Genomic DNA, 20707 nt, shown 5'->3' on the forward strand with positions numbered 1-20707 from the left:
AACCTGAACCGTCGGTGACGGTGTAGCTGACCGTCGGCACCGCACCGTTGTAGTTGGCCGCCGGAGTGAAGGTGTAAGCGCCGTTCGTTCCGATCACCAAGGTGCCGACATTGGCGAGGGTCGCGGTTTCACCGGCCTGGTACTGAGTACCGCCGACCGTGAAATTGACCACGCTGACCGGGCCATCAACGCTCGACGTATCGGTAAGCACGCTGCCGGTCACTGGGGCGTCTTCGCTGGTGGTCACGGTTTCGCTGATGTCGGTGAAGCTGTCGTCGACCGGGGTGACGCTGATATTCAGGGTCGAGGTGACGTCAGCGCCGGAACCGTCGGTGACGGTGTAGCTGACCGTCGGCACCGTGCCGTTGTAGTTGGCCGCCGGGGTGAAGGTGTAGGCACCATTGGCCGCAAGCACCAGGGTGCCGACGTTGGCGATAGTCGCGGTGTCACCGGCCTGGTACTGAGTACCGCCGACCGTGAAATTAACTACGCTGACCGGGCCATCAACGCTCGACGTATCGGTGAGGACGCTGCCGGTCACTGGGGCGTCTTCGCTGGTGGTCACGGTTTCGCTGGCATCGGTAAAGCTGTCGTCGACCGGGGTGACGCTGATGTTCAGGGTCGAGGTGACGTCAGAACCGGAACCATCGGTGACGGTGTAGCTGACCGTTGGCACCGCACCGTTGTAGTTGGCCGCCGGGGTGAAGGTGTAGGCGCCGTTAGCTCCGATGACCAGGGTGCCAACGTTGGCAATAGTCGCGGTGCTGCCAGCGGCATAGGTGGTTTCACCAACCGTGAAGTTGAGCACGCTGACCGGACCGTCGACGCTCGAGGTCCCGGTGAGGACGCTGCCGGTCACCAGAGCGTCTTCGCTGGTGGTCACGGTTTCGCTGATGTCGGTGAAGCTGTCATCAACCGGGGTGACGCTGATGTTGAGGGTCGAGGTGACGTCAGAACCGGAACCGTCGGTGACGGTATAGCTGACCGTTGGCACCGCACCGTTGTAGTTGGCCGCCGGGGTGAAGGTGTAGGCGCCGTTAGCTCCGATGACCAGGGTGCCAACGTTGGCAATAGTCGCGGTGCTGCCAGCGGCATAGGTGGTTTCACCAACCGTGAAGTTGAGCACGCTGACCGGACCGTCGACGCTCGAGGTCCCGGTGAGGACGCTGCCGGTCACCAGAGCGTCTTCGCTGGTGGTCACGGTTTCGCTGGCATCGGTAAAGCTGTCGTCGACCGGGGTGACGCTGATGTTGAGGGTCGAGGTGACGTCAGAACCGGAACCGTCGGTGACGGTGTAGCTGACCGTCGGCACCGCACCGTTGTAGTTGGCCGCCGGAGTGAAGGTGTAAGCGCCGTTAGCTCCGATGACCAGGGTGCCAACGTTGGCAATAGTCGCGGTGCTGCCAGCGGCATAGGTGGTCTCACCGACGGTGAAGTTGACCACGCTGACCGCACCGTCGACGCTGGAAGTACCCGCCAGCACACTGCCACTGACTGGAGCGTCTTCGCTGGTGGTCACGGTTTCGCTGACGTCGATGAAGCTGTCATCCACAGGGGTAACATCAATGTTCAAGGTCGACGTGACGCCAGAGCCAGAGCCGTCAATGACGGTATAGCTAACCGTCGGCACCGTGCCGTTGTAGTTGGCCGCCGGGGTAAAGGTGTAGGCGCCATCGGCCGCAATGACCAGGGTGCCGACATTGGCAATGGTGGCGGTCTGGCCGGCTGTGAAGGTGCCATTGACGCCGGCGATGCTGAAGGTGGACACGCTCAGGACGTTGTCTATGTCGCTGTCGTTACTCAGCACATTGCCGATCGCAGGGGTGTCTTCTGCGATGGTTTGTGTGTCTGCAGTCAAAACGCTCGGATCATCGACCGCCGTCACGGTGAGATCCAGCGTGCTGGTCAAGCCGGTGTTGGTGGTGTAGCTGACTTGCGGTACAGCGCCGTTGTAGTTGGCGTCCGGAGTAAAGCTGTAGTCGCCATTGGTGCCGATGGTCAACGTACCGACGCCGACGATGGTTGCGGTCTGGCCTGCGGTGAAACTGCCGGCCATGCCGGCGACGGTGAAGCTGGCGACGCTGAGTGGCGTGTCGGCATCGCTATCGTTGTTCAGTACATTGCCGGTCGCGACGCTGTCTTCGGCCTGTGTGCCAGTATCCGCGGTCAGTACGCCCGGAGCGTTGGTGGCCGTCGTGTTCTGATTGCCGATATTGAGTGTGTTGGCTGTGGCAGTGGAATCAGGACCGTTGGTTGGGAAGCCAATGGTCGGGTCGACCCGGCCAGCGGTTGCATCCAGCATCACGAAGCTGTGGCCGCCACCTGCCGCGCCGCCTGTGCCGGCGGCCGTCGGGCCGGCCGCAGTGGCTTCAAGATCGGTGGTCGGGTCGGCGCCGGCAACGATGGCTTGCTGCAGCTCTTTAACCGATGGCGCGGCTTGTTCAGTGGCTTGGGCAAGGTCAGCGCTGGAATCCGGCGCGCTGCCGCTCCACTGAGTGTCGCGGCCCAGGTCCAGGGTTCGGCCGTCAGCCAGTTCAAGCGTAACGGCGCCCGCCGCGCCGGTGTCTACCTGATCGCCGACAAACAACCGATCGCCTTCAACGAGTACGCGCCGAATGCCCTCTGGGGACACCGCGAAAACCTGACCGACAATGCTTTTGACGATGGCCACAACACTGCTCATAAGACTCTCCGGGTGTCGCATTCAGTTTGACTTCCATGAACCTGGCGGCGTGTTTGCCATACAGTCTGGACGTTCTTTCAAGATTAGAGGCACAACTTTGACGCGGGTATTAGTCAATAAATTGGCTATATTTTTTCGATATAAACTTTATGCCAAACTATTGACCTTGTGCACGCCATCCTAAACACTCCCCTCCGTAATGTCACATTGATATTTAAGTGCTGGCCCGTGCCAGAGAGTGTGATGCAGTTCCAAAATGCAACTTTCCGACATACGGTCATTCCGGATGTCATCATCCGATGCAGCGGCACGATCTGCAGTGACTCAAGACAAGTAAATCCTGGAAATTCCAACCATGCGTTTGCACCTGCTCAAGGCTTTACCCTTCGCCCTTGCCGCCAGTTTCGTTCAGGCGCAATCCCTACCGGAAGCCATGCAACAGGCATTGGATGTCCATCCGGAGATCCAGGCAGGCGTTAACAGTCGATTGGCCGCGGATTATCAGTTAAAGGCCGCAAAAGGTGGATACCTCCCGCGGGTCGATCTGCTGGGCGGCTACGGTCGCGAAGGCACTGACAACGTCACCACCCGTGGCGCCGGCAACAACAATCACTGGGAAAACCTGAATCGCAGCGAGTCGAGCGTGCGGTTGTCGCAAATGGTTTTCGACGGTTTTGCGACGTCGAGTGAAGTGGGGCGTCAACAAGCCACCGTTAATTCCCGCGCTTACTCCTTGCTGGGCACGTCCGAACGCACCGCGCTCACTGTCGCTCAGGTGTACCTCGACGTACTGACCCGCCGTGAGTTCGTGCGTCTGGCGACCGATAACCTGAAGAACCACGAACGGACTTTCGACCAGATCAAGTTGCGCACCCAGCGTGGCGTGGGCAGCGGCGCCGACCTCGATCAGGCCGAAGCGCGTATGGCCCAGGCCCGCAACAACCTGATTACCGAACAGACCAACCTGGCTGACGCCGAGACCAACTTCCTCAGCGCCGTTGGCCAGATGCCCGATCAACTGGAGCGTCCTTCCGATTTCATGGCGCTGTTGCCGGCCAGCCTGAATGAAGCCCGGGCGCAGATGCTGGAAAACAGCCCGATCCTGCGTTCCGCCGAATCCGACATTGCCGCTGCCGAGAAACAGTACGCAGCCGCCAAGTCGACCTTCTACCCGCGCTTCGATGCTGAATTGGGTCGCACTGCCGACAACGATATCGACGGCCAGAACGGTCACAGCAATGAATGGCAGGCCATGTTGCGCATGCGCTTCAATCTGTATTCCGGCGGCAGCAACAAGGCTGATCTGGAAGCCAAGTCTTACCTGTCCAACCAGGCACTGGATATTCGCAACAATGCCTTGCGCGTGTTGAACGAAGATCTGGGCCTGGCCTGGAATGCCTTGAACAACGCCAATGCCCAAGTGCCGATCGCCCAGCAATATGTCGATCACAGCACCCGCGTGCGCACCGCCTATCAGAGGCAGTTCAGTCTCGGTGAGCGCACCTTGCTCGACCTGCTCGACAGTGAAAACGAGCTATTCTCGGCTTCTCGTCGTCTGGCGGAGATCAAGAACATTCAGTTATTTACTCAATACCGAATCAAGGCGACCATGGGCGAGTTGCTCAAAAGCCAGGGAGTGGTCGCACCGTTGGCATCCGTTGTGCAAAACGACGTGAAGCCCAAGGTTCAACTGCCCGGTCTGAACTGAGCAGAACCTTCATTGTTCAATTGTTAGCCAAGAGTGCCGAGCGTGGAATCAGAAGTCAGTCGAGTTCAACTCATTCATGATCCACGCGCGCTGCACGACGATCCGTTACTGGACGGCTTGCTGGCTCTTTGCATCCTGCATCAGAAACCGGCCAGCGCCGCGATGTTGACCACCGGCCTGCCGTTGCCCAAGCAGCGCCTGACTGTTGAACTGCTGCCCCGCGCAGCCGCTCGCGCCGGCCTGCAAGGGCGGGTGCTGGTGCGCAAACTGGAGCAGATTCCGGCGATTGCCATGCCGGCGCTGTTGCTGCTCAAGGATGGTCGCAGTGCCGTCCTTATTGGTTGGCACGGTGAAGACCAGGCGCGCCTGCTGCTCAGCGAAAGCGATGGTGGCGAAAGTGTCGTCAGCCGCGAACTGCTGGCCGATGACTACATCGGCAAAGTGTTCTTCGCTCAACCCCAGCACAAATTCGACGTCAATCACGGCACGCTGATTCCGCGCGCGCGCTCGTGGTTCCGCGACACCCTCAAGCGTTCGCGCTGGCTGTACGCCGACGCCATCGCCGCCAGTTTCCTGATCAACATCATTGCCATGGCCGCGCCGCTGTTCGTGATGAATGTCTACGACCGCGTCGTGCCGAACCAGGCCGAATCGACCCTGTGGGTGTTGGCCATCGGCATCACCGGGGCGTACCTGTTCGACCTGATCCTCAAGAGCCTGCGCAGCCTCTGCCTGGACCTGGCCGGGAAGAAAACCGACCTGATCATCTCGGCCACGTTGTTCGAGCGCATTGTCGGCATGGCCATGAAGTACCGCCCGGCGCGGGTCGGCAGCTTCGCCCAGAACATCCATGAGTTTCAGAGCCTGCGCGATTTCCTGGCTTCGCTGACCCTCACCAGCCTGATCGACCTGCCGTTTACGCTGCTGATCTTCATGGTCATCGCCATTCTCGGCGGGCATCTGGTGTGGATTCCGGTGCTGGCGTTCCCGATTGCCCTGCTGATCGGCTATGCCTTGCAGAAGCCGCTGGTGGCGACCATGGAGCGAACCATGGCCCTGGGCGCCGAGCGGCAGTCGAGCCTGATCGAAACCCTCGCCGGTCTCGATGCAGTAAAGGTCAACAACGCCGAAAGCGAACGCCAATATCAGTGGGAGCAAACCATCGGCACCCTCAGCCGCCTCGAGCTGCGGGTGAAAATGCTCTCCGGTCTGGCGATGAACATCACCTTGCTGATCCAGCAACTGGCCGGGGTGATCATGATCGTCTTCGGCGTGTACCAGATCATCGACGGTCACCTGAGCATGGGCGGCTTGATCGCCTGCTACATGCTCAGTGGCCGCGCACTCAGCCCGCTGGCCTCGCTGTCTGGCCTGCTGACGCGTTACCAGCAAGCGCGGGTAACCATGACCTCGGTCGATCAGATGATGGAGCTGCCGCAAGAGCGCAACTTCGATGAACGCCCACTGAGCCGCAATGTGCTGCAAGGGGCCATCGAATGCCGGCAGATGAACTTCACCTACCCGAACCAACAGAACGCAGCGCTGAAGAACATCAACCTGATCATCAAGCCTGGCGAAAAGATCGGCATCATCGGGCGCAGCGGCTCGGGGAAAAGCTCTCTGGCCAAACTGCTCGTAGGCCTCTACCAGCCGGACGATGGCGCGCTGTTGGTGGATGGCGTCGATATCCGTCAGATCGATGTCAGCGAATTGCGCCACAACATTGGCTACGTGGCCCAGGACATCCAGCTGCTGGCCGGGACCCTGCGCGACAACCTGGTGTCGGGCGCGCGCTATGTCGAAGACGAAATGGTTTTGCAAGCGGCCGAACTGGCCGGTGTCCACGAATTCGCCCGTCTGCACCCACAGGGTTATGAGCTGCAAGTCGGCGAGCGTGGGCAGAACCTGTCGGGCGGTCAGCGCCAGAACGTTGCCCTAGCCCGTGCGTTGCTGCTCAACCCGCCGATCCTGCTGCTCGACGAACCGACCAGCGCCATGGACAACACCGGCGAAGAACGCCTCAAGCAACGCCTCGCGGCGGTGGTTGAAAACAAAACCGTGGTGCTGGTGACGCACCGGGCTTCGCTGTTGTCGCTGGTGGATCGTCTGATCGTCATCGACCGCGGGCAGATACTCGCCGACGGCCCGAAAGCCGCGGTGATGGAAGCGTTGAAGAAGGGGCAGATCAGTGTTGCTTAAGTCGGGTTTCAAAAATTCGATCGGCCGTTATTTCAAAGGCTCCGATTCGCTGCATGGCCAGCCACTTCCCGAGGTCAACAAAGCGCTGATCGAAGACGCCCCCCGTGTGGTGCGGCTGACCATCTGGGCGATCATCGGCTTCTTCGTGTTCCTGCTGCTCTGGGCCAACTTCGCCGTGATCGACGAAGTCACCAAGGGCGACGGCAAGGCGATTCCCTCGTCCAAGATCCAGAAAATCCAGAACCTTGAGGGCGGTATCGTCTCCGAGTTGTTCGTGACCGAAGGGCAGATCGTCGAGGCCGGCGCACCGCTGATTCGCCTGGACGACACGCGATTCGCCTCCAATGTCGGCGAAACCGAGGCCGATCGGCTGTCGATGCTGCTGCGAGTCGAGCGCTTGAGCGCGGAAGTCGACGACCGTCCGCTGAATTTCCCGGCGGATGTGCTCAAGGCTGTGCCCGGTCAGGCAGCCAGCGAAGAGTCGCTGTACATCAGCCGCCGTCAGCAGTTGCACGATGAGATTGGTGGTTTGGAGGAGCAGTTGATCCAGCGTCAGCAAGAGCTGCGCGAGTTCACCTCCAAACAGTCGCAGTACCGTAGCGGTCTCGCGTTGCAGCGTCAGGAAATCAACATGTCCGAGCCGTTGGTGGCCCAGGGCGCGGTATCGCCGGTTGAAGTGCTGCGACTCAAGCGCGCCGAGGTTGAAACCCGCGGGCAACTGGACGCGACCACCCTGGCCATTCCTCGCGCCCAATCGGCGATCAAGGAAGTGCAGCGCAAGATCGACGAGACTCGTGGCAAATTCCGCAGCGAAGCACTGACTCAACTCAATGAAGCACGCACTGATCTGAACAAGGCTCAGGCCACCGGCAAGGCGCTGGAAGATCGGGTCAGCCGGACGCTGGTGACATCGCCGGTGCGCGGCATCGTCAACAAATTGCTGGTGAACACCATTGGCGGTGTGATCCAGCCGGGCAGCGATCTGGTGGAAATCGTGCCGCTGGACGACACCTTGCTGGTGGAAGCGAAAATTCGCCCGCAAGACATCGCCTTCCTGCATCCGGGCCAGGAAGCGACGGTGAAGTTCACGGCGTATGACTACACCATTTATGGTGGGCTGAAGGCCAAGCTTGAGCAGATCGGCGCGGACACCATTACCGATGAAGACAAGAAAACCACTTACTACATCATCAAGCTGCGCACTGATCGCAGTCACTTGGGGACGGATGAAAAGCCGTTGCTGATCATCCCGGGGATGGTGGCTTCGGTGGATATCATCACGGGCAAGAAGACCATTCTCAGCTACCTGCTCAAGCCGATTATTCGTGCGCGGGCCGAGGCGTTGCACGAGCGGTAATTTCTGTCTGGGGCTGACGGCCCTTTTTCGCGAGCAAGCGGCGCCAAATGGCGTCGTTTGTGAAAAAGTCATATCCCTTTTCGACTTGCCCATTGATTTGAATCAAGCATGCAAAGGCGCAGTAGCGGCATATTGATATCGGCATAAGACCGATACTTCTACTAATAAAGAGACAGGCCGCATGCAGATATTTCAAATGTCTTCGCAACATCCTGCTGCACGCTTCAACCCTTTCTGCGGGCCGTTGCGATTTCATCCAGCCAGTTATTGACCCCTCATTTCGATTACTCGACCGCATACGGAAATCGGCTGGGTTTGCCTCGCCGAGCGCCTGATATTTGGGAAGGATCCCAGCCCTTCATCGCTTCCCATTCAGTAGATCACCGCCATGTCGAACCGTAAGGATCTCTCGCAAGTCTTCATCCAGACCCTGGAGCAAAGCGTTGACAGTGTCGTGGTCATCGACAGTCAAAACCGGATCATTTTGTTTAATGAGGCCTCGGAAAAGCTCTGGGGATACGGCCGTGACGAGGTCTTGGGCCGAAATGTCGAGCAACTGGTCCCGAAACTGATTCGCCCCCTGCACGACGGTTATATCGAAGCGAACCGCCGTACCGGCATCAACAAAATCGTCGGCACCAGTCGCGATGTGTTGATCGAGTGCAAGGACGGCTCCCGGCGATGGGGGTCAATGTCCATTTCCAGGATCGACACTCAGGGGCAGATCCTCTACGCCGCGTTTATCAAAGACATTACCCGGCAACATGAAGAGCAGCGCCGCTTGTACCTGTTGTCATTGGTGGTCGATACCACCGAGAACGCGATCATCATTACTGACGCGTCAGGAGCGATCATTTACGTCAACGATGGCTTCACGCAAATGTTCGGTTACAGCGCGCAAGAAGTTGTCGGCAGGACGCCAACCGAAGTGTTGGCGCCGTACTTCACGCCTTCGCGCATTGCAGCGATCCGCCGTCAGCTCGTCAAGAATGATGCTTATCATGGGCAGGAATTCGGTTATGACCGGGGCGGCCAACGCGTGTGGTGTAACGTCACCACCTACCCGGTTCACGACCCTCACGGGCAACTGACCAATACCGTGAGTGTGATGATTGATGTGACCCACACACGGATGCATGAAGTACTGCGCCATAAAATGTTGGAAGCGATGGTTCGTGAAGAGTCGCTGGTAGCCTTGATGAACCTGGCGTGTGTGGAGGTGCAGCGAATTGCACCGGAAGTGATTGCGACGGTATTGCGGGTCGATGGGCAGGGGTTGCTGCATACGTTGGCGGCTCCTGGTCTTCCGGTCGCTTATTCCAAGGCGCTGGATGGGACGGTAGTCGGGCCCGAGTCCGGTTCTTGCGGGGCGGCGGCGTTCAGTGGCGAATCGGTCATGGTCAGCGATATCGCTTCTCACCCGTTCTGGGAGCAATTCCGTGATCTGGCGCTGCCACTCGGTTTGAAGGCCTGTTGGTCAACGCCGATAAAATCCAGCGACGGACGAGTGTTGGGCACGTTCGCGTTTTATTACCGCGACTCGCGCGAGCCGAGCCCACTTCACTATTTGTTGGTCGATGCGTGCATCCATTTGTGCGCCCTGGCGTTGGAGCGTGAGGAGTCGCGCCTGCACATACGCCAATTGGCGTTCTATGACGACCTGACGGGGTTGGCCAATCGCAACTTGTTGCATGCCCGGGCGGAACAGGCCATTGCTCAAGCTTCGCGGCATCAATCGAGTCTGGCTGTGGTGTTTATCGATCTGGATCGATTCAAGCAGGTCAACGACTCCCTTGGACACCCCGCCGGGGATGAGTTCTTGCGCGTCATTGCTCAACGATTGTCCGAACGTCGGCGAGGAAGCGATATTGTCAGCCGGCTATCAGGTGATGAATTCGTTCTGGTCCTGCCGCAGTGCACGTTGGCGCATGCCACCGACTTGATAGAACAGATGAGAGGGCAACTGAGCGCTCCGTGCCAGATCTCAGGTGTGACCCTCAAACCGTCGGTGAGTATCGGCGTCAGTATGTTTCCGGATGACGGTCGTACGATGGAGGTGTTGCTGCATCGTGCCGATATGGCGATGTATCAAGCCAAGACCAGCGGCCGCGGGCGTGTCTGTTTTTTCAGCGACGGATTGGATCAACTGGCCCAAGGGCGTTTGCGTCTGGAGGCAGCTTTACGTGAAGCCATTGATGGCGAAGCCCTGCATTTGGTTTATCAGCCGCAGATCGACCTTGGCGGATCCGAGCTTTATGGCATTGAGGCCCTCGCGCGATGGACTCATCCTCAATTAGGGGAAGTCTCGCCCGCGTGTTTTATTCCGCTGGCGGAAGAATGCGGCTTGATCGGTGAGTTCGGCTTATGGGTATTGCGTGAAGCCTGCCGTCAATTGGCGACGTGGCGGCAGCAAGGGCTGCGGGTGCCGACCGTGTCGGTGAACATGTCGCCGACCAATTTCCATAATCGCAATCTGTCGAGCATCATCGCCAGGACACTTGAACAACATGGTTTGCTGGCAAAGGACCTGACGCTGGAGATTACCGAAAGTGTTCTGATGGACACCAACCCCGACACCCTGACCACGATTGAAGAGGTGCATGCGCTGGGTATCAGCCTGGCGATGGATGATTTCGGTACGGGTTATTCCAGCCTGAGTTACTTGCGTCGTTTGCCGATTCAGGAACTTAAGCTTGATCGTAGTTTTGTGCATGACCTGGAAAGCGACGCAACCAGTCAGGCACTGAGCGAGGCCGTCATTCGCATCGGCGAAAGTTTGCAATTAAGAGTAGTGGCTGAGGGGATCGAGACATTCGAGCAACAGCGCATTCTGCAAAATCAGGGTTACCGGATCGCGCAAGGATTCCTGATCTCCAGACCCTTGGCGGCGGAGGATTTGGGTTGTTGGCTGGAAAAACGCTATGCGTTCGTCTGAGTACGCCAAAAGCCATATCGTTATTCGCTAACGGTATTTAAATTTCAGTTCTTATATCTATAAAGTCACTCTCCTGCGTACCTGCCGACCAATCGGCGCGCCGCACGACACGAACCAACACGGGACCTCCGTGAGTTTCTTGATCGACGCGCGCGCCCTTGAGCGTGCCGTGCGTGGGAGTGATTTATGTCTGCAGCAACGGCTTCCCCAAGCGCCGCGAACATCGCGCCGCAAACCTTCGACATCCGCCCGTTCAGTGGCGCCGTCGGTGCCGAAATCATCGGCCTCGACCTGTCCCGCCCGATCAATGATCAGGACTTCGCCCGCATCCACCGCGCGCACCTGGATCATCACGTCGTGGTGTTCCGCGACCAGCGCATTACCCCCGAGCAACACATTGCCTTCAGCCGCCGCTTTGGCGTGTTGCAGATCCACGTGCTCAAGCAATTCCTGCTGGCCGGGCATCCGGAAATCCTCATCGTTTCCAACATCATCGAAAACGGCCAGTCCATCGGCCTCGGCGACGCCGGCAAGTTCTGGCATTCCGACCTTTCCTATAAAGAGCTGCCAAGCCTGGGTTCGATGCTGCACGCCCAGGAGCTGCCGTCCGAGGGCGGCGACACGCTCTTCGCCGACATGCACAAAGCCTGGGACAACCTGCCTGAAGCGCTGCGCAAAGCCGTCGAAGGCCGCTCGGCCGCGCACTCCTACACGGCGCGGTACAGCGAAACCAAATTCGAAGGTAACTGGCGCCCGACGCTGACGCCTGAGCAGCTCGCTCAGGTCGCAGAAGTCGTCCACCCGATCGTTCGGACTCACCCGGAAAACGGCCGCAAGGCGTTGTTCGTCAGCGAGGGTTTCACCACCCGCATCGTTGGTTTGCCGGAAGACGAGAGCAAGCAACTGCTCGATGAGCTCTACGCCCACAGCGTGCTGCCGCAAAACATCTACCGCCATCAATGGCAGGCCCACGACCTGGTGTTCTGGGACAACCGTTCGCTGATTCATCTCGCCGCCGGATGCCCAAGCTACCTGCGCCGCAAGTTGTATCGCACCACCATCCAGGGCGACGCGCCTTTCTGATTTGTCGGAGAAACTCTCATGTCCAAACGTCTTCCATTTGCACCGCTGGCCGCGGCCATCGGCCTGGGTTTCAGCCTGATCGCCGGCAGCCTGGTGGCGCCGACCGTGGCCCACGCTGAAGGTGAAATCCGTATCGCCGAGCAGTTCGGCATTGTTTATCTGTTGCTCAATGTTGTGCGAGATCAAAACCTGATCGAGAAGTACGGCAAGCAGGAAGGCATCGACATCAAGGTCGACTGGACCCAGCTCTCCGGCGGGGCGGCGGTCAACGATGCGTTGCTCTCCGGTTCCATTGATATTGCCGGTGCAGGCGTCGGTCCGCTGCTGACCATCTGGGACCGCACCCACGGCAAGCAAAACGTCAAAGCCGTGGCTTCCCTCGGCAACTTCCCGTACTACCTGGTGAGCAACAATCCCAAGGTCAAAACCATCGCCGACTTCACCGAGAAGGACCGCATCGCGGTGCCGGCGGTCGGCGTGTCGGTGCAGTCGCGCATCCTGCAATATGCGGCCGCCAAGCAGTGGGGCGACAAGGAGTTCAATCGCCTCGACAAGTACACCATCGCCGTTCCGCACCCCGACGCCACGGCGGCGCTGATTGCCGGCGGCACCGAGTTGACCGGGCACTTTTCCAACCCGCCGTTCCAGGATCAAGAGCTGGCCAACCCTAACGTCCACGTTGTGCTGAATTCCAATGAAGTGCTCGGCCCGAACTCGCCGACGGTGCTGTTCGCTACCGAGAAATTCCGTGACGAGAACCCGAAAACCTATCAGGCGTTCGTCCAGGCGCTGACTGAGGCGGCCGAGTTTGCCCAGAACGACAAAGGCGCGGCGGCTGATACGTACATCCGCGTCACCAAGGCCAAAATCGACCGTGCCGCGTTGCTGAAAATCATCGATAACCCGCAGTTCGAATTCAGCGTCACGCCGAAAAATACTTACCCGCTGGCCGAATTTCTCTATCGCGTCGGCGCGATCAAAAACAAACCGGATTCGTGGAAGGACTACTTCTTCCAGGACGCCAAACCGCTGCAAGGGAGCTGACCGAGATGAACGCCCCTTTGCAAGGCCACACGGTCAGCAAACCGATCGCGGCAGCCCAAGCGCTGCTGTCGGTCGACAATGTCAGCCTGGAATACCGCACGCCTCAGCGGGTGGTTCGTGCAACCCATCAGGTCAGCTTTGAAATCGATCCGGCAGACCGCTTTGTGCTGCTCGGCCCATCCGGTTGCGGCAAATCAACGTTGCTCAAGGCGGTTGCCGGGTTCATCCAGCCGTGTGAGGGGGAAATTCGTCTCCAGGGGCAAACCGTTCATGCCCCGGGGCCGGACCGGATCGTGGTGTTCCAGGAATTCGATCAACTGCCGCCGTGGAAAACCGTCAAACAGAACGTGATGTTTGCGCTGCTGGCCTCGAAAACCCTCAAGCGCAAAGAAGCCGAGGAACGAGCGCTGCACTACCTGGACAAGGTCGGTCTGGCGGCGTTTGCCGACGCCTACCCGCATACCTTGTCCGGCGGCATGAAGGCGCGGGTGGCGATTGCTCGTGCACTGGCCATGCAGCCGAAAATCCTCTTGATGGACGAACCCTTCGCCGCCCTCGATGCACTGACCCGCCGCAAGATGCAGGAAGAATTGCTGCTGCTCTGGGAAGAGGTGCGTTTCACACTGTTGTTCGTCACGCACTCCATTGAGGAAGCGCTGGTGGTGGGTAATCGAATCCTGCTGCTGTCGCCGCATCCGGGGCGGGTGCGGGCGGAAGTCCACAGCCATCAATACGACTTGCACAGCCTCGGCGGCGTGGCCTTTCAGGAGTCGGCGCGGCGCATTCATCGGTTATTGTTCGATGAAGGTCAGTCCCCGGAAACCGGGCGTGAGCTGGACTTCTCCGACATCCGCATCGCTTATTGAGCCATTGAGAGGAGTGCCCGATGAGCCTTTTATCATCCCCGCGTGAAGAATTTGAAACGGTGTTGCAGCCGCTGACGAGTGTGCCGCTGCAGCGTGAATTACCCCTCGCTCAGCGTCTGTGGCAACAAGGCTGGTTACGTAAAAGCCTGATCCTGATTTTGCTCGCGGTCCTGTGGGAGGTGGTTGCCCGCGTTCAGAACAACGACCTGCTGCTGCCGAGTTTTCTGCAAACCGGGAGCGCGCTGTATGAAGGTTTGCTCAGCGGCGAGTTGCTGGGCAAGGTGTGGATTTCGCTGGTGGTGTTGCTCAAGGGTTACCTGATCGGCATCGTCCTGGCGTTTGCCCTGACCACGCTGGCGGTGTCGACGCAGTTCGGCCGCGACCTGCTGAGTACGTTGACCTCGATGTTCAACCCACTGCCGGCGATTGCGCTGTTGCCGTTGGCGCTGCTGTGGTTCGGCCTCGGGCAGAACAGTCTGATTTTCGTGTTGGTGCATTCGGTGCTTTGGGCATTGGCGTTGAACACTTATGCCGGGTTCCTAGGTGTCTCGGAAACCCTGCGCATGGCCGGGCGCAATTACGGCCTCAAGGGCATGCGTTTCGTGCTGTTCATTCTGATCCCGGCAGCACTGCCATCGATTCTCGCGGGGCTGAAAATCGGTTGGGCCTTCGCCTGGCGCACGCTGATCGCCGCTGAATTGGTGTTCGGCGCCACCAGCGGCAAGGGCGGCTTGGGCTGGTACATCTTCCAGAACCGCAATGAGTTGTACACCGACAAGGTGTTTGCCGGGTTGGCGGTGGTGATCCTGATCGGTTTGCTGGTGGAAAATCTGGTGTTCAGCACGCTGGAGCGGGTTACCGTGAAGCGGTGGGGGATGCAGCGGTAAGATTTGCGGTGACAGGTCTGACGCCATCGCGAGCAGGCTCACTCCCACAGTGATCTTCAGTGGATGCAGACCATGTATTCGACACATAACCCTGTGGGAGCGAGCCTGCTCGCGATGAGGCCAGACCTGCCACCACGTGGTTCGGGTATGTTTGCTAGCATTGCGTCTGCATCAATCCAGATCAGACACGAGTGCTCAGCATGCAACTCCCGGACATGAACCTGTTGGTCGCCCTCGACGCCTTGCTCGACGAGGGCAGTGTGGTGGGCGCCGCACGGCGGATGAACCTCATCCCGGCGGCGATGAGCCGGACGCTGACGCGCATTCGCGAGGCCATCGGCGATCCGATCCTGGTGCGCGCCGGTCGTGGTTTGGTGCCGACGCCCAAGGCGCTGGCGTTGCGAGAGCAGGTGCGTGACGCGGTGGAACAGGCCGCGCTGTTGTTTCGCATCCGCCGATGCGGTTTAACCGAGGATGTGAAGTAGTCAATTGAGACTAGCGAGCTCTGAGGATTTTCAATACGAGCGATGTACACCAGTAACTGCGGCAGATTCAGCCATTTGTAAGGTGTGTCTGCCAGTAGCCCGTAGAACACGTTGTAGCCATCAACGAAGAACGCAGTACGCACAAATCCAATCCTCAGAAACGAAAAAACCGGCCGAAGCCGGTTTTTTCACCCCAACTGCCAGAGAACTGAATCTCTGCGTACGGGGTTGAGTAGTGCGCTGATCCTAAATTGAGTGCGTTACGCACGTCAACCATCGACTCATCAAGGCTCCGCTCAACTGGATCTTTTCCAGCTCCGGCGAGCCAGTTTTGTGCAGTTACCGGGGCGAGGGTCAAGGTGTGAATAGCCTCATCTGTTAATGATTGTTACGACAGAAGGTAAGACGTGATGCAGGGCAAGCAACAGCGCAAACGTCTATCACTCTCTTCAATTTCGACTGAACGGTTGTTCCCGATTTCGTGTGGGATTTAGTACCCACACCACATAACGGGAAGAACAATTCAGCACTCTGAAAATTTTGTCCTTTTTGAAACATCACATTTCTATCCAATGACACCCATCCGCTTGACGTCCACCCACGCTGTCATAGACTCCGCTCATCCGTCAGGGAGTTACGGTTATGCGGCGTGTTTGTTTGTGGGTTATTGGATTGACCTTTGTAACGTGCGTAGTACAGGCGCAAACGTCTGCGCCCGATGATCCGCTGCTGGACAGCAGCGCCAGTGCAAACGCCAGCAGCGAGGCCCGTGGTGTGCTGCGTGCCCGGGATCAGGCGGTGCTCGCCAGTGAGTTGTCCGGGCGTATTGTCGAGTTGCCGTTCAGTGAGGGCGAGTCGTTCAAGAAGGGCGACATCCTGGCGCGTTTTGATTGTTCGGCTTATCAGGCCCAGCTCAATGCGGCCCAGGCTGCCAGCCGTGGCGCCGGTGAAGAGCTGTCCCACAACAAGCAGTTGGCGGCGTTGAATTCGGTCGGGCGTTTTGAAGTGGCGCGGGCCGAGGCCAAGGTCAGCGAGACTCAGGCGCAATCCCAGGTTTATCAGGTTCAGGTCAAACGCTGCAGCGTACTGGCGCCGTTCGATGGTCAGGTCGTCGAGCGCAAGGTCAAGCGTTATGAAAGCGTCGCTGCCGGCACGCCGTTACTGGACGTGGTCGACAACCGCACCCTGGAAATCCACCTGCTGGTGCCGTCACGCTGGATGGCCCGGCTCAAGCCTGGCCAGACCTTCAGTTTTGTTCCCGATGAAACCGGTCAGCCACTGGATGCCACGGTCAAACGCCTCGGCGCGCGGATTGACGAAGGCAGTCAGACCTTGCTGCTGGTGGCGACGCTTCCCAGCGCCAACGGTTTGTTGGCCGGCATGAGTGGCACGGCGCGTTTCGCGGAGTTCAAGTGAACGCTCCGGTCACAGGTGGCGCCGAACAGGTGTTCGCAAGGTTTCTGGATCTCGAACGCCTGACCCGCGCTGCTCGCACGCCTGCGCAACTGGCCTACAGCCTGGTCAATGACGGTCAGGCGCTGTTCGGCTTTCGCCACGCGGCGCTGTTGATCGCCGGCAAGGTGCAGGCCGTGACGGGCGTCAGTGCGGTGGAGCCCAATGCGCCGTTCGTGGCGTTTGTCGAGCAGGCAGCGGCGCAGTTGTTCAAGCTCGAGGTGCTGAAACAGGCGCGGGTGATTCCGGCGAATATTCTCAGCGAATCGATTCAGGCGGACTGGCAAAGTCTTTGCGCGGCTCAGGTGTTCTGGCTGCCACTGATCGATCACCAAGGTGAGGTGTTTGGCGGTCTGTGGCTGGCGCGGGATCTGCCGTGGAACCCTTCCGAGCAAGTGTTGCTGTCGCAATTGGGTGACACCTACAGCCATGCCTGGCTGGCGCTGCAACCACGCAAACCGTGGCGACTGCGCTGGACGCGAAAACGGCAGGTGGCGCTGGTCGCGGTGGTGTTGCTCGGGCTGCTGATTCCGGTGCGCCAATCAGTGCTGGCACCGGCCGAAGTCGTTCCGCTGGGTGGTCGAGTCGTTGCGGCGCCGCTGGACGGGGTGATCGCCGAATTCCTGGTCAAACCCAATCAGACGGTGAAAGCCGGCGACCTGTTGTTGCGCTTTGAAAGCACCACGCTCAGGGCCCAGGCCGACGTGGCTGAGCGCGCCTTGGGCGTTGCAGAAGCTGAGCTCAAGGCCAATTCCCAACGCTCGTTCGCTGATGCTGAATCGAGCTCGCGAATCGATCTGCTGGCCGCGCGAGTCGAGCAAAAACGCGCTGAACGGGATTACGCCCGCGAACTGCTCAAGCGCAGCGAAGTACGCGCCGAACGGGACGGTATTGCGGTGTTCGCCGACGCGGAACGCTGGACCGGTAAACCGGTGCAGACCGGCGAGCGGCTGATGGAAATCGCCGACCCGACCCAGGCTGAGTTGCGCATCGAACTGGCGGTGGGCGATGCGATTTCGCTGGAGCCGGGCGCGCAGGTCGCGCTGTTTCTCGACAGTGATCCGTTGCAACGGCATCTGGCCCGGCTCGAACGCGCAGCTTATGAAGCACAACCCACGGCCGGCGGTCAGCTGGCTTATCGTCTCGACGCCAGTTTCCAGCAGACGCCACCGCGTATCGGGTTGCGCGGGACGGCGAAAGTCTTCGGTGACCGTGCGCCGCTGGCGCTGTACCTGTTACGTAAACCCCTGGCCGGTTTGCGCCAGAGCGTGGGGCTTTAGATGAGCCTGCCGAACCTGCGCGCAGATTTGCAGCTGACGCCTGCATCACCGGCGCTCGATGGCTCGCCGCGCTGGACCCTGGCCGATCCGGTGCGCGGTCGATACTTCAAACTCGGCGTGGCGGCGATGCGCCTGCTGCGCCATTGGTCCTTGGGTGATCCCGAACAGGTGCTGCGTGCCGCCAACCGCGAGCCAGGTTTGCCGCTCGATAGCGCGGAGCTTGAGCAATTGCTGGGCTTTCTGCGCAGCCACGACCTGATCACCGCCCTCGATCCGCAACAGCGCGCCAGTTACAGCCTCAAAGCGGCCGCTCAACGCCAGTCGCTGTGGCAGATCTTGCTGCACCAATACCTGTTTTTTCGTATTCCGCTGTGGCGCCCGGACGCTTTTCTCAATCGCGCCCGGCCATGGCTGGAGCGCTTCGGCCCGCGAGCATTACGCTACGGATTGCCAGCAACCCTGGGGCTCGGCGTGTTTCTGGTGTCCCGGGACTGGCAGCGCTTTATCGCGACCTTCCCGCATTTGTTCAGCCTCGGCGGCGCGCTGGCGTTCGGCGTGGCGCTGTTCTTTGCCAAGCTCTGTCACGAGTTCGGTCACGCTTTCATGGCCAAGCGCGCCGGTTGTCGAGTGCAGAGCATGGGCGTGGCGTTCATGGTGTTGCTGCCGATGTTTTACACCGATGTCAGCGACGCCTGGCGGGTCAATGATCGCCGTGCGCGGCTACTGATTGGCGCCGGTGGCGTGCTGGCGGAATTGCTTTTGGCGAGCCTCGCGCTGCTCGCTTGGTCGCTGCTGCCAGACGGTCCCGGACGCACGGCGGCTTTCATGCTCGCCAGTGCTACCTGGATGACCACGTTGGTGATCAATCTCAACCCGTTCATGCGCTTTGATGGCTATTTTTTGCTCAGCGACTATTGGCAAGTCGACAACCTTCAAGGGCGTGCGTTTGCCCTTTGTCGCTGGCGCTTGCGTGAGTTTTTATTTGGTTATGGTGCGCCGGCGCCGGAGCCCTGGTCGCCGAAGATGCAACGGCGTTTGCTGATCTGGGGTTACGGTTCGTGGCTGTGGCGCGCCGCGTTGTTTTTCGGAATTGCGCTGGCGGTCTACCACCTGTTCTTCAAGGTGTTGGGGATTTTCCTGATGCTGGTGGAACTGGTGTGGTTCATTTTCCTGCCGATCATGAATGAGTGGCGGCAATGGTGGACGCGCCGCGAACAGGCGCATGCGCCTCGGGTGCTGCTCAGCGGCCTGGCCTTGCTTGGGCTGTTGCTGATGCTGGTGGTGCCGTGGCGCAGCGCCGTGGAGTTGCCGACGATGCTGGAGGCGGGCCGCGCCAGTGCCTTGCACGCGCCCGTCGCGGCGCGGGTCAAAACGGTGAATGTTCACGATGGTGAAGCGGTTACCCAGGGCCAGGTGCTAATCGAACTGGAATCCCCGGACCTGGATTCGCGCCAGGCCATCGTCCGTCGCGAAATCCAGATCCAGCAGTTGCAGATGCGCCGCCAGGCCAGCCGCAGTGAAACCGCCGCCGACGCCGGTATCGTCGAACAGCGCCTGGCCGAAGCGGTCGCCGAATACCGAGGCCTGGCCGCCCAGCGTGAGCGCCTGCTGCTGCGGGCGCCCCACGCGGGCAAGGCGCGCGATCTGTTGCCGCAGTTGGCAGTCGGTCGCTGGTTGTCGAGCAAAGATCCGCTGGCGCGGGTGGTCGAAGACGGCGCGCGGTTGCGTGGTTATCTGGCCGAAGTCGAGCTCTGGCGCGTCGCCACGGGCGCCAGCGGACGCTTCATCGCCGACGATCCGATGCACCCGGCGATCGCCGTGCAACTGAGCGAAATCGACACCAACGGCGCGGAATTTGTCGATCAGGAAGCGTTGACCTCCGATCACCATGGGCCGATTGCCGTGCGCCGGGATCAGCATCAAAGAGCGGAGCCGGTACAGGCTCAATATGGGGCACGGTTGAGCGTCCTCGAAGAGGTACCGACGCCGGTGCAACCCTTGCGCGGCATTGTGGTGCTGCAGGGGCGAGGCGAGTCGTTGCTGGGTGTCGCTTGGCGGCGTCTGGCGGCGCTGGGCGTAAGGGAAAGCGGTTTTTAAGGAGCGCTGCGATGGCGAATACCGATTCAGTGGCGGCCGATGGCTTGGTGGTTCGGCCTTCACGGGCCAGCGATGGGGCTTTTCTGCACGGCCTCTATCAGTCGGCGCGGCCGGATCTGCAATGGATTGATGGTGAGCAAGAGGTGGTTGAGCAGGTGGTGGCCCAGCAGTTTCGAGTGCAGGAGCAAGGTCTGGGGGACCACTTCCCCAACGCCATGCATTACGTGATCGAGAAGCTCGACACGGCCATCGGTGCGCTGACCACCGATTTTGGCCCGAATGAAATTCGTGTGCTGTACCTGGCGTTCATTCCAAAGGCTCGCGGCCAGGGCTATGGCCGCAAGGTGCTGCAAGGTGTGCAGAAAGCCGCGCAACAGGTTCGTTGCCCGGTAGCGACGGTGGTTTGGGCTAACAATCCCCACGCGCGCCAGCATTACCTGGCGCTGGGGTTTCAGGTCGAAGAGCGCAACCCGGCGGCGGAGCGGTTGGTGTGGTATCCGATAGTTTGAAAACACCACTAAACCCCTGTGGGAGTGAACCTGCTCGCGATAGGGCCATCACATTCAACATCAACTTTGAATGATCCACCGCAATCGTCGGAACGCCGCCCGGAGCAGGCTCGCTCCCACAT

General features: G+C 59.8%; 13 protein-coding genes and 2 pseudogenes. 13 read left to right on the forward strand and 2 right to left on the reverse strand.

Going from position 1 to position 20707, the window contains the following annotated elements; all coding sequences use genetic code 11:
• Positions 1-2683: retention module-containing protein (locus tag IB252_RS17755; protein WP_192409752.1), on the reverse strand; the 2683-nt coding region annotated here is incomplete at its 3' end.
• A 355-nt stretch (positions 2684-3038) separates the two neighbouring features.
• Between IB252_RS17755 and IB252_RS17760 the strand changes: the two genes are divergently transcribed.
• The 9 genes and pseudogenes from IB252_RS17760 to IB252_RS17800 all read left to right on the forward strand — a co-directional run.
• Positions 3039-4391, forward strand: coding sequence for a TolC family outer membrane protein (locus tag IB252_RS17760; protein ID WP_192409753.1), 1353 nt, complete (start codon positions 3039-3041; stop codon positions 4389-4391).
• Between the two features lie 42 nt (positions 4392-4433).
• On the forward strand, positions 4434-6590 hold the full coding sequence (locus tag IB252_RS17765) for a type I secretion system permease/ATPase (protein WP_192409754.1): 2157 nt from the start codon (positions 4434-4436) through the stop codon (positions 6588-6590).
• Positions 6580-7947 (forward strand): HlyD family type I secretion periplasmic adaptor subunit, encoded by a 1368-nt coding sequence (locus IB252_RS17770; RefSeq protein WP_192409755.1) that lies wholly within the window; start codon positions 6580-6582, stop codon positions 7945-7947. The genes IB252_RS17765 and IB252_RS17770 overlap by 11 nt, the downstream gene beginning before the upstream one ends.
• Before the next feature lie 388 nt (positions 7948-8335).
• Positions 8336-10882 carry an EAL domain-containing protein gene (locus IB252_RS17775; protein ID WP_192409756.1) on the forward strand — a complete coding sequence of 849 codons (2547 nt, stop codon included), beginning with the start codon at positions 8336-8338 and terminating at the stop codon, positions 10880-10882.
• 186 nt (positions 10883-11068) lie between these two features.
• The gene (locus IB252_RS17780) at positions 11069-11965 is read left to right on the forward strand and encodes a TauD/TfdA dioxygenase family protein (protein ID WP_192409757.1); all 897 of its coding nucleotides are present in this window, start codon (positions 11069-11071) and stop codon (positions 11963-11965) included.
• An 18-nt stretch (positions 11966-11983) separates the two neighbouring features.
• Positions 11984-13009: an ABC transporter substrate-binding protein gene (locus IB252_RS17785; protein ID WP_192409758.1), complete on the forward strand. Its 1026-nt coding sequence runs from the start codon at positions 11984-11986 to the stop codon at positions 13007-13009.
• A gap of 5 nt (positions 13010-13014) precedes the next feature.
• Positions 13015-13875, forward strand: coding sequence for an ABC transporter ATP-binding protein (locus tag IB252_RS17790; protein WP_192409759.1), 861 nt, complete (start codon positions 13015-13017; stop codon positions 13873-13875).
• Between the two features lie 20 nt (positions 13876-13895).
• On the forward strand, positions 13896-14762 hold the full coding sequence (locus IB252_RS17795) for an ABC transporter permease (protein WP_192409760.1): 867 nt from the start codon (positions 13896-13898) through the stop codon (positions 14760-14762).
• 200 nt (positions 14763-14962) lie between these two features.
• Positions 14963-15211: pseudogene (locus IB252_RS17800) on the forward strand (LysR family transcriptional regulator); the annotation flags it as partial.
• Here the strand turns inward: IB252_RS17800 and IB252_RS30175 are convergent.
• Positions 15208-15390 (reverse strand): annotated as a pseudogene (locus tag IB252_RS30175) (NYN domain-containing protein); the annotation flags it as partial. The pseudogenes IB252_RS17800 and IB252_RS30175 sit on opposite strands and share 4 nt — an antisense overlap.
• Positions 15391-15889: 499 nt before the next feature.
• On the opposite strand from IB252_RS30175, the gene IB252_RS17805 reads away from it, so the two are divergent.
• The 4 genes from IB252_RS17805 to IB252_RS17820 are packed head-to-tail and all read left to right on the forward strand — an operon-like array spanning position 15890 to position 20585.
• On the forward strand, positions 15890-16663 hold the full coding sequence (locus IB252_RS17805; protein ID WP_192409761.1) for an efflux RND transporter periplasmic adaptor subunit: 774 nt from the start codon (positions 15890-15892) through the stop codon (positions 16661-16663).
• On the forward strand, positions 16660-17979 hold the full coding sequence (locus IB252_RS17810; protein ID WP_192409762.1) for an efflux RND transporter periplasmic adaptor subunit: 1320 nt from the start codon (positions 16660-16662) through the stop codon (positions 17977-17979). Before IB252_RS17805 ends, IB252_RS17810 begins: the two co-directional genes overlap by 4 nt.
• Positions 17980-20076 (forward strand): biotin/lipoyl-binding protein, encoded by a 2097-nt coding sequence (locus IB252_RS17815; RefSeq protein WP_192409763.1) that lies wholly within the window; start codon positions 17980-17982, stop codon positions 20074-20076. It abuts the gene before it with no gap.
• A gap of 11 nt (positions 20077-20087) precedes the next feature.
• Positions 20088-20585, forward strand: coding sequence for a GNAT family N-acetyltransferase (locus IB252_RS17820; protein WP_192409764.1), 498 nt, complete (start codon positions 20088-20090; stop codon positions 20583-20585).
• Positions 20586-20707: the final 122 nt, after the last annotated feature.

It is taken from the genome of Pseudomonas sp. PDM10 (assembly GCF_014852295.1).
Taxonomy (GTDB): domain Bacteria; phylum Pseudomonadota; class Gammaproteobacteria; order Pseudomonadales; family Pseudomonadaceae; genus Aquipseudomonas.

Coding starts and splice junctions, on each gene's coding strand:
- IB252_RS17780 (WP_192409757.1), top strand. CDS start 11,069: ATGTCTGCAGCAACGGCTTCCCCAAGCGCCGCGAACATCGCGCCGCAA.
- IB252_RS17815 (WP_192409763.1), top strand. CDS start 17,980: ATGAGCCTGCCGAACCTGCGCGCAGATTTGCAGCTGACGCCTGCATCA.
- IB252_RS17775 (WP_192409756.1), top strand. CDS start 8,336: ATGTCGAACCGTAAGGATCTCTCGCAAGTCTTCATCCAGACCCTGGAG.
- IB252_RS17790 (WP_192409759.1), top strand. CDS start 13,015: ATGAACGCCCCTTTGCAAGGCCACACGGTCAGCAAACCGATCGCGGCA.
- IB252_RS17795 (WP_192409760.1), top strand. CDS start 13,896: ATGAGCCTTTTATCATCCCCGCGTGAAGAATTTGAAACGGTGTTGCAG.
- IB252_RS17785 (WP_192409758.1), top strand. CDS start 11,984: ATGTCCAAACGTCTTCCATTTGCACCGCTGGCCGCGGCCATCGGCCTG.
- IB252_RS17820 (WP_192409764.1), top strand. CDS start 20,088: ATGGCGAATACCGATTCAGTGGCGGCCGATGGCTTGGTGGTTCGGCCT.
- IB252_RS17760 (WP_192409753.1), top strand. CDS start 3,039: ATGCGTTTGCACCTGCTCAAGGCTTTACCCTTCGCCCTTGCCGCCAGT.
- IB252_RS17805 (WP_192409761.1), top strand. CDS start 15,890: ATGCGGCGTGTTTGTTTGTGGGTTATTGGATTGACCTTTGTAACGTGC.